Origin of the sequence: Streptomyces sp. TLI_185, assembly GCF_003814765.1 — a bacterium.
In the GTDB taxonomy this organism is placed as follows: Bacteria; Actinomycetota; Actinomycetes; order Streptomycetales; family Streptomycetaceae; genus Streptomyces.
On the sequence record NZ_RKRB01000001.1, the window covers coordinates 5029301 to 5042568 of the forward strand.

The following is a 13268-nucleotide window of genomic DNA, read 5'->3' on the forward strand; positions in this document are numbered from 1 at the left end:
CCCAGGCCCCCCGGCCGTCACATTCGCCTCAGAAGTCAGCTGATCCTACAGGGAGTTCACGGCCTGGTAAAAGGATTCCCAACTGGTTTCCACCCCACCCCGGACCGCGTGGAACAGCAGAAACGCCGTGGCCCCCCGTCCGGTGTGACGGGGGGCCACGGCGTTCACCGCTGAATCAGGTCAGCCGTTGCGCTTCCAGCGCGGCTTGTCGTCGCGACGGCCGAAGGAGGAGCCGCCACCGGTGCCGCGGTGGTCGTCACGACGGCCGTAGGGGCGCTCGTGGCCGCCGGAGCGGAAGCCCGGGCGGTCGCCCTGCCGGTCCCGGTTGAAGGGACGGTCGCTGCCACGGTGCCCACCGCGCTCGTCACGGCGCTCGAAGGAACGGCCGGCCGGACGGTCGGACGGACGGTCGTCGCGGCGGAACCCGCCACGGTCGTTGTCCCGACGCTCGAAGGAACGGCCACCGCGGTCGTCACGACGCTCGAAGGAACGGCCACCACGGTCGGACGGACGGTCGTCACGACGGAACCCGCCACGGTCGTTGTCCCGACGCTCGAAGCCACGGCCACCGCGGTCGTCACGACGCTCGAAGGAACGGCCACCACGGTCGGACGGACGGTCGTCACGACGGAACCCGCCACGGTCGTTGTCCCGACGCTCGAAACCACGGTCGCGGTCACGATCGCGGTTGAAGCCGCCCCGGTCGTTGTCCCGGCGCTCGAAGGAACGACCACCGCGGTCGTCCCGACGGTCGTCACGACGGAACCCGCCACGGTCGTTGTCCCGACGCTCACGACGCTCGTACGACGACGGAGCCTGCGCCCGGTCGACGTCCTGAGCGGCGGGCTGCTCGGGCACCGACACCTCGGCCGCCTCGACGGTCTCGGCGACCGCCGCCTGCGCCTCGGCCACCGCGGCCTCCGGGTCCTCGCCGCGCTCGCGGGCCACCCGGGCGACCAGACGGTCGGCCTCCTCGCGCAGCTCGGTCGCGCGGCGCTGCGCCCGCTCCAGCTGCTTGGTGAGGTGGGAGACCTCACGCTCGGCCTGCTGAGCCGCGTTGCCCGCGGACTCGGCCTGGACCTCGGTCATCGAACGGGCGCCGGTGATCTCGGCGACCTCGGGCTCGAAGGCCGTACCGGAGTTGATGATGTGACGCCCGGCGTCGACGCCCGCGTCCTCCATCAGCCGGAAGATCTGGCGGCGCTGGTGCGGCAGCGACAGCGAGACGACCGTGCCGGTGCGGCCCGCGCGAGCGGTACGGCCGGCGCGGTGCAGGTAGTCCTTGTGGTCACCGGCGGGGTCGACGTTCAGCACGAGGTCGATGCCGTCGACGTGGATACCGCGGGCGGCGACGTCGGTGGCGACGAGCGCGTTGACGTAACCGTCCTTGAAGTCGGCCAGCGTGCGGGTGCGGGCGCCCTGGGTCATGCCGCCGTGCAGCGCGTCGGCCTTCACCCCGGCGTCGCGCAGCTGCTCGGCGATCCGGTCCGCGCCCAGCTGGGTGCGGACGAAGATGATGGTGCGGCCCTTGCGGGAGGCGATCGCGGCGGTGACCGGCGCCTTGTCCTTGGGCTTCACGATCAGGATGTGGTGCGACATGGTCGTGACGTTGCCCTGGGCGCTGTCGACCTCGTGCGTGACCGGGTTGCTCAGGTAGCGCTTGACCAGGGTGGAGATCTCGTTCTCCATCGTGGCCGAGAACAGCATCCGCTGGCCGCCGGCCGGGATCTGGTCGAGCAGCTCGGTGACCTCGGGCAGGAAGCCCAGGTCGGACATCTGGTCGGCCTCGTCGAGGACGGCGACCTCGACGTTCTCCAGGGAGCAGGCGCCGCGGTTGATGATGTCGCGCAGACGGCCCGGGGTGGCGACGAGGATGTCGACGCCGCGCTCCAGGGCGTAGATCTGGTTGCCCATCGACGTACCGCCGCAGACGACCTTCATCTTGAGGCCGAGGACGTCGCCGTAGGGCTGGAGGGCGTCCGCCACCTGCATCGCGAGCTCACGGGTCGGGGTGAGGATGACGGCGCGCGGCTTGTGCTTCTCGGTGCGCCCGCCGGAGAGGCGAGCCATCGTCGGCAGACCGAAGGAGAGGGTCTTGCCGGAGCCGGTGCGGCCACGGCCGAGGATGTCCTTGCCGGCCAGGGCGTCCGGGATGGTCGCGGCCTGGATCGGGAAGGGAGTGGTCACGCCGTTCTGCGCGAGCTTGCGCACGACGCCCTCGGGGAGACCGAGGTCCGCGAAGGTGACCTCGGGAGCTTCCACGGCGCCTTCGGTGCCCTCGTTCTCGGGCACGACGACGTGATCAGTACTGGAAATGGACATGCGTAAGCGAAACCTTCCGGAGTCTCGTCGGCACGCGCCCGTCAACTCCGTGATTTCGCAATACGACCGCCTCTATGCGGTCAGCCACGGCAAGGGAGAGAACGCGCCACGCGGCGCTCTCTGCAATGGCGCCGGGCAATGGGATCAAACGATCTACCACCATACGCACCCTGCACACCCCAAGGCAAACCGATCCCCCGAGACGCTCGTCACGTCCCTACGCAGGCGACCCCGCCGTCGGCGCCGGCTCCCGCTCCGTCATCTGCGGCGACTCCTCGTGCGCCGAGGACGACGGCTCGGCGACCGTCGGCTGGGGCGAGGCGGTGACCGGCTGCTCGCTGGGTGTCGGCTGCGGCTCGGCCGTGTGCGTCGGGGTCGGCGACGCGACGGTCGGCGCGGGAACCCCGGGCTTCTCGCTCTTCCCGTTGCCGGGTTTGCCCCCCGGAGGGGCGGACTGTCCGGCCCCCGCGGACGGCGAGGCCGAGGGGGACGCCGACTTCCCGTCCTTCCCCTTCTCCCGCCTGCCGCCCTTGTGCTTGCCGTCGGCGACGCCGGCCCCGACGCCCCTGCCGGACACACCCGTCCCGCCGTCGGGCGCCTCCCCGCCCCGCTGCCCCGCGGAGTGCGACGGCTTCGCGCCCCCGCCTCCCCCGTCCTCGCCCACACTCATGCAGCCGGCGGCAGCGGCGACGGCCATGACCGTGGCGGCCAGACGGACGGGTACGTACAAGCGGCGCACGGAAAGCCACCTCCGAGGCGGGGGAAGGAGTCAACCTGCCCAACTCCCGCCGCCCACAAGAGGACACGCGCCCCGCTCACCCGTATCCCAGGGCGTGCAGCCGCGCGTCGTCGATCCCGAAGTGGTGCGCGATCTCGTGCACGACGGTCACCTCGGTCTCCGCGACGACGTCCTCCCGCGACTCGCACATCCTGAGCGTCGGCCCCCGGTAGATCGTGATGCGGTCCGGCAGCACCCCGGCGTACCACTCACCCCGGTCCGTCAGCGGAGTGCCCTCGTAGAGCCCGAGCAGCTCGGGATCGTCCGCCGGCGGCTCGTCCTCCACGAACACCGCGACGTTGTCCATCAGCCGCGTCAGCTCCGGCGGGATCCGGTCGAGCGCCTCGGCGACCAGTTCCTCGAACTCCTCGCGCGTCATCTCCAGCACAGGCCCATTGTCGGCCACGGCCCGTCCGTACGAGAGTCATGGACCCACCGGCATATCCATGCCCGCACTTGGGCATACGGGACCAATGGCCCGCGTCCCCGCCATCGCCGCCACCGCCCTGAACCGGCTACGCAAGTCCCCGCGCACCCTCACCCGCCACTACCGCTCCCGCCGCCCCCACCCGACCCTCGAGCTCGTCCGGCAGCCGCACCCCTGGCCCCGCGCCCTGGGCCTGGCCGCCGTGGTCCTGCTCGGCGCCTGGCTGGGACTGCTGATCGTCGGCAACGTACGGGTCCCGGTCGGCCCCATGAACACGACGATGACCCTGCGCCCGTCCCTCAGCGGCGGCACGAAGATCAACATCTCGCCGCTCGGCGCCCTGGAACTGAACAGCCACCACGCGCCGCTCCGCCTCGACGTGAACGTCGACCAGCTCGACCCGGCCCGCGCCCAGGCCCTGGTCGACCACCCCGAACGCCTCTCCGGCCTCCAGGACGAGGTCGCCCACGACGTCGAGCACGGCACCCTCGACGTGGCCCTGCGCTCCTGCGTCGCCGTCGTGTCGGGAGCCACGGCCCTCGGCCTCACGGTCTACCGCCGCCCCCGCCGCGCCCTCGCCGCCGGCGGCACGGCCCTGGCCCTCCTCATGGCCTGCGGGGCCTCGGTGTACGCGACCTGGAACCCCGAGTCCGTCCTCGAACCGAAGTACTCGGGCCTGCTCTCCTCGGCGCCCTCGCTGGTCGGCAACGCCCGCAACATCGTCACCGAATTCGACGTCTACCAGAAGGAGTTGGCCCGCCTGGTCACCAATGTGACGAAGCTCTACGACGTCACGTCCACCCTGCCCGCCTACCAGCCGGACCCGTCCACCGTCCGCGTCCTGCACGTCTCGGACATCCATCTCAACCCCGCGAGCTGGAAGATCATCGCGTCGCTGGTGGACCAGTACAAGGTGAACGTGATCGTCGACACCGGCGACACCATGGACCACGGCTCGGCGGCGGAGAACGGCTTCCTCGACCCGATCGCGGACCTGGGGGCGCCGTACGTCTGGGTCCGCGGCAACCACGACTCGGACGTCACCCAGCGCTATCTGCAGCGCATGAAGAACGTCCACGTCCTGGACCGCGGCCGGGCGGAGACGATCGCGGGCCTGCGCTTCGCGGGCATGGGCGACCCGCAGTTCACCCCCGACCGCTCGAAGGCACTCGGAGCCGCCGCGTCGGAGGAACTGGCCGGCGCCCGCCTGGCGACGGCCCTGAGCGACCAGAAGAGCGCGGGCACCCCCGTCGACGTGGCCATGGTCCACGAGCCGTCGGCGGCCCGCGAGGTCGACGGCGAGGTGCCACTGGTCCTGTGCGGCCACCTGCACCACGAGGGCGACGAGATCCTGCAGCGCGGCACCCACCTGCGCATGGAGGGCTCGACGGGCGGCAGCGGCCTGCGCGCGCTCGAACACAAGTACCCGGCCCCGATCGAGGCCTCGATCCTCTACTTCGACCGCGACACCCGCCGCCTCCAGGCCTGGGACTCGATCAAACTGGGCGGCCTGGGCGAGACGACCGCCGAGGTCACCCGCCACCTCCCCAAGGAGAACCAGCCCGGAGCCACCCCGTCCTCGCCGACCCCCTCCTCTCCCGCTCCGTCCACCCCCTCGCCCTCCACCCCGTAAACCGTTTTGGCGATACCTCCCGCCATCCCATATGCTTCTCACGTCCCCGACGCGCTGAGAGGCGCCCAGGCGGGCCGATAGCCCTCATCGTCTAGCGGCCTAGGACGCCGCCCTTTCAAGGCGGTAGCACGGGTTCGAATCCCGTTGGGGGCACGCAACACCGTGTGCGACACTGTCGTACGCAACAGCTTGGTCCTGTGGAGCAGTTTGGAGTGCTCGCCACCCTGTCAAGGTGGAGGCCGCGGGTTCAAATCCCGTCAGGACCGCTGAGGTTTCCCCGGAAGCCTCGTGGCTGGGTAGCTCAGTTGGTACGAGCGATCGCCTGAAAAGCGATAGGTCGCCGGTTCGACCCCGGCCCCAGCCACAGCTAAGGCCCCGATCTTCGGATCGGGGCCTTGTTGTATATCTGCCTCCTGAGGTCAAGCTGATCAAGTTCGTGGTACGAGCGATCGCGTCCGCTGCCCGGGCTTCCTCCCCGGCTCGCAGCTCGCCCCGCCGATGGCTTCGGCGGAGGCGGCGCAGACTCGGCCTGGTTCGGCCGGTTCCGTTTGTCGATGTGATGGCAGCGGGAGCATTCCTGGCTGGTGTAGGCCGGGTCGACGTACACCAGAGGCACTCCGACTCTGCGCGCCTTGTATTCGATGAAGGCGGCGAGCTGGGCGAAGGCCCAGGAGTTGATCGTGACGCTCCCCCACTGCCTTAAGGGCGTGGGAGGTGCCCCCAGGCTTTTTCAGCCGTGCCCGTTCGCGGATGCCTCTCAGGTCTTCGAGGGCGATTCCGCGACCGGTGCGTTGAGCCTCCGCCACGATGTGTTTGCTGATCTTGTGGTTGATGTCGCGGGTGCGTCGGGATTCTTTTCCGGCGCGGCGCTTGGCTCGCCGCTTGGCGGATCGGGTGCCTTTCTTCTGGAGCCGGGTGCGCAGGTTTCGGTCGTTGTGCCGGGTGCGGTTCAGTTTGCGGCCGCTGTGTCGGTGTCCGGTGGAGGTGGTGGCGATGTTGGCGATGCCCAGGTCGATGCCGATGAAGCCTTGGGGATGGGGGTTCTGTGGGGCTTCGGGTACGTCGAGGGTGGCCAGCAGGTACCACTGGCCGTCCTGGGTGAGCAGGTCGGATTCGCCTTTCCGGTACTGGGCGAGGAGTTGTAGCTGCTGTTCGTCTCCGGTGAAGGGGAGGCGTTTGAGGCGGCCTTCGGTGGTCCAGATGGAGATGGTGCGTTGTTCCATCTGCCAGGAGAGCATGCGGTCGTCGTAGGGCTGGGCGGCGAGCGGGCGGAAGGTGATGGGTTTGCTGGTGGCTGCCTTGTGGCGCTTCGAGCCCGGCCGCCCGAGGTTTCCCGCTTTGAGGCTGCCTTTGAGTGCCTCGTAGGCGTCGCAGGTCTTCTTGATGACGTGCTGGGCGGCCTGGGCGCCGAGGCACCAGTTTTGCTTGACGTGGGTGTAGATCTCGGTGCGGAGGTCGCGGTTCTTCTTGTTGCCGGTGGTGTGGGCGACGGCGGATACGTGGTTGGCGGCATCGTTGCAGGCGTGCATGGTTGCTTCGAGTGCCGTGGCCTGTTGGGGCGTTGGCAGCAGCTTGACCCGCATCGTCAGTTTCACGAAGAGAAAATCCAGGTCGTGTCTTCTGTTCGATCCTGTGAATCCACACCATTAACCGGAAAGGGTGATTTTCGAACGTATCGCCGATCTTCGATGTATCGTCGGCGCGGAGATGGATGGGGTGGGCATAGGTGACGGATGAGTTTCATGGGTTCGCGATCGTGCGGCGTGGATACGACCGCGGGCAGGTCGACGATTACCTCCGGCTCCTCGCCGCAGGTCAGGATCCCTCCGCACCTCCCGCTTTCGACGTCGCCCGCCGGGGTTACGACCGGGCTCAGGTCGACGCGCGGATCGGTGAACTGCGGAGCCGGTGAGGTCGTCCGGCCGTTCGCTTGGCAGCATTCGCTCGCGGCGCTACGTTCTGCCTGGTCGGCGTAGGGCCAAGGGGGGCGGGGGACGATGAGCCGGGACGAGGCCAAGGCCATTCGGGATGTCGAGCTGGAGAAGGACCGGGCCCGGTACGGGCTGCTGGCCGTGGTGATCAGCAATCTTGCGATCGCGGGCGTGGCGGTCCTCGGGGTGTGGCGGCTCGACGGGGACAAGGCGGTGATCGTGGGCGTGCTCACGGCCGCCTTCACCGCGGTGAGCAGCATGACCACCGCCTATCTGGGCATCAAGGCCGTCTCCAACACCGCCAGGTCCATCGCGCTGGGGGACGGCGGCCTGCGGCAGCAGCCGCTCGCACCCGCGCCGCCGCCGGGGCAGCGGACCGGCTGAGCGAACCGTCCGAGCCGCCCCTGCTCGGCCGCCGGGCACAAATCGTTCGCCACGGATTTCTCCGGGATGAGATCCTGGATCGCGTATGTCTACGCACCCTGCCCCCGCCACCCCGGCCCTCGGCACCCTCGCCCCCCGCCTGACCGAGCTGTCCCTGCGCGATGCGCACCGGCTCGGGCGCAGGCTCGAAGGCGCGCGCAAGATCCGTAAGCCCGAGGCCCAGGCCGCCGTCCTCGCCGAGATCGAGGCGGAGATCGCGAAGGCCGAGGAGCGGATGGGCGAGCGGCGCGGCCGGGTCCCCGCCGTCTCGTATCCCGAGCAGCTGCCGGTCAGCCAGAAGAAGGACGTCATCGCGGAGGCCATCCGCGATCACCAGGTCGTCATCGTCGCCGGTGAGACCGGGTCCGGTAAGACCACCCAGATCCCCAAGATCTGCCTCGAGCTCGGGCGGGGGGTGCGGGGCATGATCGGGCACACCCAGCCCCGTCGTATCGCCGCCCGTACGGTCGCCGAGCGTGTGGCCGAGGAGATGGACACCCCGCTCGGCGAGGCCGTCGGCTGGAAGGTGCGGTTCACCGACCAGGTGAACCAGGACTCGACCTTCATCAAGCTGATGACGGACGGCATCCTGCTCGCCGAGATCCAGACCGACCGCGAGCTGCGCGCCTACGACACGATCATCATCGACGAGGCCCACGAGCGGTCCCTCAACATCGACTTCCTGCTCGGTTATCTCGCGCAGCTGCTGCCGAAGCGGCCCGATCTCAAGGTCGTCATCACCTCCGCGACCATCGACCCCGAGCGCTTCTCCCGGCACTTCGGCGACGCCCCGATCATCGAGGTCAGCGGCCGGACGTATCCGGTGGAGGTGCGCTATCGCCCGCTCCTCGAAGAGGACGGCGACGACTCCGACCGCGACCAGATCACCGCGATCTGCGACGCGGTCGAGGAGCTCCAGGGCGAGGGCAAGGGCGACATCCTCGTCTTCCTCTCCGGCGAGCGCGAGATCCGCGACACGGCGGACGCGCTGGTGAAGAAGAACTACCGGTTCACCGAGGTCCTGCCGCTCTACGCCCGCCTCTCGCACGCCGAGCAGCACCGCGTGTTCCAGCCGCACACGGGCCGCAGGATCGTTCTGGCTACGAACGTCGCCGAGACCTCGCTGACCGTCCCGGGCATCAAGTACGTCATCGACCCGGGCTTCGCCCGGATCAGCCGGTACAGCCACCGGACCAAGGTCCAGCGCCTGCCCATCGAGCCGATCTCGCAGGCCAGCGCCAACCAGCGCAAGGGACGCTGCGGCCGTACGTCCGACGGCATCTGCATCCGCCTCTACTCCGAGGACGACTTCCTCGCCCGCCCGGAGTTCACGGACGCGGAGATCCTCCGTACGAACCTGGCGTCCGTCATCCTGCAGATGACCGCGGCCGGCCTCGGCGACATCGAGAAGTTCCCCTTCATCGACCCGCCGGACCACCGCAACATCCGCGACGGCGTGCAGCTGCTCCAGGAGCTGCACGCGCTGGACCCGGCGGAGAAGGACGTACGCAAGCGGCTCACTCAGACCGGCCGCAGGCTCGCCCAGCTGCCCGTCGACCCGCGCCTGGCCCGCATGGTCCTGGAGGCCGACAAGAACGGCTGTGTCCGCGAGGTCATGGTCATAGCCGCCGCGCTCTCCATCCAGGACCCGCGCGAGCGCCCCGCCGACAAACAGGCCCAGGCCGACCAGCAGCACGCCCGCTTCAAGGACGAGACGAGCGACTTCCTCGCCTACCTCAACCTGTGGCGTTACGTCCGCGAGCAGCAGAAGGAGCGCGGCTCCAGCTCGTTCCGGCGGATGTGCAAGCAGGAGTACCTCAATTTCCTGCGCATTCGCGAATGGCAGGACATCTACACGCAGTTGAGAACGGTCGCCAAGCAGATGGGCATCCACCTCAACGAGGAGGACGCCCCCGGCGACCGCATCCACGTCTCCCTCCTCGCCGGGCTGCTCTCGCACATCGGCATGAAGGACGTGAAGGACGGCGCGAAGAACGAGTATCTGGGCGCCCGGAACGCCAAGTTCGCGGTCTTCCCGGGCTCGGCCCTCTTCAAGAAGCCGCCACGGTTCGTCATGTCCGCCGAACTCGTCGAGACCTCCCGTCTGTGGGCCCGCGTCAACGCGAAGATCGAGCCCGAGTGGGTCGAACCCCTCGCCGAGCACCTCCTGAAGCGGACGTACAGCGAACCGCACTGGGAGAAGGACCAGGCGGCCGTGATGGCGTACGAGAAGGTCACGCTGTACGGCGTCCCGATCGTCGCCCAGCGGAAGGTGAACTACGGCCGGATCGACGCCGAGGTCAGCCGTGAGCTGTTCATCCGCAACGCGCTCGTCGAGGGCGACTGGCGTACGCATCACAAGTTCTTCGCCGACAACCGCAAGCTGCTGAGCGAGGTCGAGGAGCTCGAACACCGCGCCCGACGGCGGGACATCGTCGTCGACGACGAGTCGCTCTTCGACTTCTACGACGCCCGGGTGCCCGAACACGTCGTCTCCGGCGCCCACTTCGACTCCTGGTGGAAGCGGAAGCGGCACGAGCAGCCGGAGTTCCTGGACTTCGAGCGGGAGATGCTCATCCGGGAGTCGGCGGAGGCGGTCACCAAGGCCGACTATCCGGACTCGTGGCGGCAGGGGCCGCTGAAGTTCCGGGTGACGTACCAGTTCGAGCCGGGCGCGGACGCGGACGGTGTGACGGTCCATGTCCCGCTCCAGGTCCTCAACCAGGTCACGGACGAGGGCTTCGACTGGCAGATCCCGGGCCTGCGGGAGGAACTCGTCACCGAGCTGATCCGCTCGCTCCCGAAGCCGATCCGCCGCAACTACGTGCCGGCGCCGAACTTCGCGAAGCGCTTCCTGGATACGGCGTCGTCCCCGGAGGGGCGCAATCAGGCACAGTCGCTGCAGGAGCCTTTGACGGTGACGATGGCGCGTGAGCTGAAGCGCATGGTCGGAGTCCCGTTCGAGGCGTCGGACTTCGACTGGTCGAAGGTCCCGGACCATCTGCGCATCACCTTCCGCATCGTCGACGAGCGGCGCCGCAAGCTCGCCGAGGACAAGGACCTGGAGGCGCTGAGGCTCCAGCTGAAGCCGAAGGCCCGCAAGGCCCTCTCCCAGGCCGCCGCGGCCACCGCCGAGCGCACCGGTGGCGAGTCCTTGGAGCGCAAGGGCCTGACGGACTGGACGATCGGCTCCCTGACCCGCGTCTTCGAGACGCGCCGGGCGGGCCAGCCGGTGAAGGCGTACCCGGCACTGGTCGACGACGGCGACACGGTCTCGGTCCGCCTGTTCGACACGGAGGCGGAACAGGCGGAGGCGATGTGGAAGGGCACGCGCAGGCTGATCCTGCGCAACATCCCGGTCAACCCCGCGAAATTCGCGAGCGACCGCCTGACGAACGCCCAGAAGCTCGCCCTGTCCGCGAACCCGCACGGCTCGATCCAGGGCCTGTTCGACGACTGCGCGACGGCGGCGGCGGACAAGCTGATCGGGGACTTCGGGGGCCCGGCGTGGGACGAGGAGTCGTACCGGAAGCTGTACGACAAGGTGCGCGCGGAGATCGTGGACACGACGGTCCGTACGGTGGGCCAGGTCCAGCAGGTCCTGGCGGCCTGGCAGGCCTGTGAGCGCCGTCTGAAGGCCGTACGCAGCCCCGCGTTGCTCCCGAACCTCCAGGACGTCCGGAGGCAGCTGGACGCCCTTGTGAAGCCGGGCTTCGTGACAGAGACGGGCCTTCGCCGCCTGCCCGACCTGATGCGCTACCTGGTGGCCGCGGACCGCCGCCTCCAGCAGATGCCGACGGGTGTCCAGCGGGACACGACGCGCATGGAGAAGGTCCACGAGATGCAGGACGAGTACGCATGGCTCCTGGAGCAGATGCCCCAGGGCCGTCCGGTCCCCTCCTCGGTGCTGGACATCCGCTGGATGATCGAGGAGCTCCGGGTCAGCTACTTCGCCCACGCGCTGGGTACGGCGTACCCCGTCTCCGACAAGCGGATCGTGAAGGCGATCGACGCGGCCGTACCGTAACCGCCCGCACACAGTGGGTGAGTTCGACCAGCGGGCTCACCCTCCTGTACAGTCTCTTCTCGCAGCGCAACGCACGAATGGCGCCGCGAAACCTGGTCCTGTGGAGCAGTTTGGAGTGCTCGCCACCCTGTCAAGGTGGAGGCCGCGGGTTCAAATCCCGTCAGGACCGCAGTGAGAAGTGAGCAGGGCCCGCACCTTTCGGTGCGGGCCCTTTCTCGTGCCGGTCGCGTCATCTCAGCCCGTCCGGCGTTTGAGGACGAGGCCGTTCAGGCCGAAGGGGGGTCTGGGGGCGCAGCCCCCAGGGCGACGGTCGGCGCAGCGTCCGGCACCGGCAAGGGCACGGCACTGGAGTCACCGGCGCACGGTGGAGCCCCCCGCGGAGCCCCACGCCGTCTTGACGCCGTCAAATTCCCTCGGTACCCAGAAGACAGGGCCGTCCCCCCTTCGGCCCCGTGGAGGTGGCGTATGGCGGCGTCGGTCAGGCACGAGACACGGGCCCTGCTCCGTGCGCATCTGTCGGCCGCTTCCTCGTACGGCCACCTGACCCGCCACTGCCCGATATGCCACCACCTCTTGCGGCTGGCGATGGACTCGCCGAGGGCCGCCGAGGTTCCGGACGAGGTCGTCGAGGACGAAAGTGCCGCCGGCGCATGACGGCCGGCCGCTCCAACACCCGCCCCGCCACGGGGATCTGGACCGTACGCCTCCTGTAGCGCACGGACGACGACGGCAACAAGGACCGCGGCATGTGACGGGTGTCACCGCATGAGTTTCTGAAACCGCGGTACTTACACCCCACCTACAAGTGGTCAATTTTATATGTGCAATTGCACCACTCGGGGGCCCCTCCGGAAGCCTCCCGCCGGGCGCCGCCCCACGGGCGCCCACAAGAGATCCGACACCCCTCCCCAGACTCCGACAAGGCCACGCACAGCGGCCCGGACCAGGCACGCCGCGCGCACAAAAAAGATCGCGCTGGACCCGGCGGAGTCCAGCGCGATCGACGACGCACCCTGTTACTTGCTTGGAAAGCTCTGAAGAGCGTGGGCGTGGAGCCTGTTGGGGCAGACCCCGCGTCGCTTGGAGCCAGGGTTCGGGCGCCACGGCAAGTGGGGGACCTGCCGGTTTGCCCGGTTATGCAGTTGTTCAGGCCTCGCTGCGCTGCTGCGGGATGCCCGCGAGCAGTGCACGGACCTCCGCCTCGCGGTAGCGGCGGTGCCCGCCGAGCGTTCGAATCGAAGTGAGCTTTCCGGCCTTCGCCCACCGCGTGACCGTCTTGGGGTCGACGCGGAACATCGTGGCGACCTCAGCCGGGGTCAGCAGCGGCTCGGCATCAGGGGTGCGAGCGGTCATGAGCGGCCTCCTCGGGAGAACCGAACCTTCTCGGTTCTTTCCTCTAAATTCTGCACCTTGACCCGCGTTGCCCGAAATGGTGGACGCGAGTCGAGTCGGTTATAGGACGAACGGCTTGTCCTCGGCACTACAACTACACCATCTGTCCAGCCGCGTCGGCCAAACCGATGGAATTGCCCCTCCAGGTGTTCATCAGCGACGGAAGCCGATGGACCATGCCATAGCGGACAGTCACGTCACTGTGACGATCAGTCACAGGACAATCAGGAGCCACGAGACCCCCCAAAGCGTGCAATGCTGAGATTCCGCCCACAGTGGTACGCACTGGGACGGACGGAGTCCTCCCCGGACTCCTTGTCCTATTTTGGCACGAG

General features: G+C 68.8%; 10 protein-coding genes, 4 tRNA genes and 1 pseudogene. 9 read left to right on the top strand and 6 right to left on the bottom strand.

Going from position 1 to position 13268, the window contains the following annotated elements; translation table 11 throughout:
• Nucleotides 1-180: 180 nt before the first annotated feature.
• The 3 genes from EDD92_RS23095 to EDD92_RS23105 all read right to left on the bottom strand — a co-directional run bounded on the left by EDD92_RS23095 (nt 181) and on the right by EDD92_RS23105 (nt 3488).
• Entirely contained in the window at nt 181-2322 is a 2142-nt protein-coding gene (locus EDD92_RS23095; RefSeq protein WP_123966085.1) for a DEAD/DEAH box helicase, read from the bottom strand.
• Between the two features lie 217 nt (nt 2323-2539).
• Complete coding sequence (locus EDD92_RS23100) at nt 2540-3061, bottom strand: hypothetical protein (protein ID WP_123966086.1); 522 nt, start codon at nt 3059-3061, stop codon at nt 2540-2542.
• Between the two features lie 76 nt (nt 3062-3137).
• On the bottom strand, nt 3138-3488 hold the full coding sequence (locus tag EDD92_RS23105; RefSeq protein WP_009327618.1) for a metallopeptidase family protein: 351 nt from the start codon (nt 3486-3488) through the stop codon (nt 3138-3140).
• An 85-nt stretch (nt 3489-3573) separates the two neighbouring features.
• Here EDD92_RS23105 and EDD92_RS23110 point away from each other — a divergent pair, with 85 nt between their 5' ends.
• The 4 genes from EDD92_RS23110 (at nt 3574) to EDD92_RS23125 (ending at nt 5524) form a co-directional block, all read left to right on the top strand.
• Complete coding sequence (locus tag EDD92_RS23110) at nt 3574-5160, top strand: metallophosphoesterase (RefSeq protein WP_185124104.1); 1587 nt, start codon at nt 3574-3576, stop codon at nt 5158-5160.
• A gap of 80 nt (nt 5161-5240) precedes the next feature.
• Nucleotides 5241-5313: transfer RNA gene (locus EDD92_RS23115), tRNA-Glu, on the top strand.
• 38 nt (nt 5314-5351) lie between these two features.
• A tRNA-Asp gene (locus EDD92_RS23120) sits at nt 5352-5426 on the top strand.
• A 24-nt stretch (nt 5427-5450) separates the two neighbouring features.
• Nucleotides 5451-5524: transfer RNA gene (locus EDD92_RS23125), tRNA-Phe, on the top strand.
• Between the two features lie 3 nt (nt 5525-5527).
• On the opposite strand, the gene EDD92_RS51255 is transcribed toward EDD92_RS23125, so the two are convergent.
• Both EDD92_RS51255 and EDD92_RS23130 read right to left on the bottom strand, forming a co-directional pair.
• Nucleotides 5528-5884, bottom strand: coding sequence for a zinc ribbon domain-containing protein (locus EDD92_RS51255; RefSeq protein ID WP_311736813.1), 357 nt, complete (start codon nt 5882-5884; stop codon nt 5528-5530).
• A gap of 70 nt (nt 5885-5954) precedes the next feature.
• Nucleotides 5955-6743: pseudogene (locus EDD92_RS23130) on the bottom strand (RNA-guided endonuclease TnpB family protein); the annotation flags it as partial.
• Between the two features lie 143 nt (nt 6744-6886).
• Here EDD92_RS23130 and EDD92_RS23135 point away from each other — a divergent pair.
• The 5 genes from EDD92_RS23135 (at nt 6887) to EDD92_RS23155 (ending at nt 12195) form a co-directional block, all read left to right on the top strand.
• Entirely contained in the window at nt 6887-7072 is a 186-nt protein-coding gene (locus EDD92_RS23135; RefSeq protein WP_123966087.1) for a DivIVA domain-containing protein, read from the top strand.
• An 85-nt stretch (nt 7073-7157) separates the two neighbouring features.
• Nucleotides 7158-7475, top strand: coding sequence for a hypothetical protein (locus tag EDD92_RS23140; RefSeq protein WP_185124105.1), 318 nt, complete (start codon nt 7158-7160; stop codon nt 7473-7475).
• Between the two features lie 85 nt (nt 7476-7560).
• The gene (gene hrpA / locus EDD92_RS23145; protein WP_123966088.1) at nt 7561-11541 is read left to right on the top strand and encodes an ATP-dependent RNA helicase HrpA; all 3981 of its coding nucleotides are present in this window, start codon (nt 7561-7563) and stop codon (nt 11539-11541) included.
• Nucleotides 11542-11635: 94 nt separating this feature from the next.
• Nucleotides 11636-11710, top strand: a tRNA-Asp gene (locus tag EDD92_RS23150).
• 296 nt (nt 11711-12006) lie between these two features.
• On the top strand, nt 12007-12195 hold the full coding sequence (locus tag EDD92_RS23155) for a DUF6274 family protein (protein WP_123966089.1): 189 nt from the start codon (nt 12007-12009) through the stop codon (nt 12193-12195).
• A gap of 492 nt (nt 12196-12687) precedes the next feature.
• On the opposite strand, the gene bldC is transcribed toward EDD92_RS23155, so the two are convergent.
• The gene (gene bldC, locus EDD92_RS23160; protein ID WP_003949541.1) at nt 12688-12894 is read right to left on the bottom strand and encodes a developmental transcriptional regulator BldC; all 207 of its coding nucleotides are present in this window, start codon (nt 12892-12894) and stop codon (nt 12688-12690) included.
• Nucleotides 12895-13268: the final 374 nt, after the last annotated feature.

Bases quoted from the DNA above. Each gene is read 5' to 3' on its own strand.
- hrpA (WP_123966088.1), top strand. From the start codon at position 7,561: ATGTCTACGCACCCTGCCCCCGCCACCCCGGCCCTCGGCACCCTCGCC.
- EDD92_RS23155 (WP_123966089.1), top strand. From the start codon at position 12,007: ATGGCGGCGTCGGTCAGGCACGAGACACGGGCCCTGCTCCGTGCGCAT.
- bldC (WP_003949541.1), bottom strand. From the start codon at position 12,894: ATGACCGCTCGCACCCCTGATGCCGAGCCGCTGCTGACCCCGGCTGAG.
- EDD92_RS23140 (WP_185124105.1), top strand. From the start codon at position 7,158: ATGAGCCGGGACGAGGCCAAGGCCATTCGGGATGTCGAGCTGGAGAAG.
- EDD92_RS23110 (WP_185124104.1), top strand. From the start codon at position 3,574: ATGGCCCGCGTCCCCGCCATCGCCGCCACCGCCCTGAACCGGCTACGC.
- EDD92_RS23095 (WP_123966085.1), bottom strand. From the start codon at position 2,322: ATGTCCATTTCCAGTACTGATCACGTCGTCGTGCCCGAGAACGAGGGC.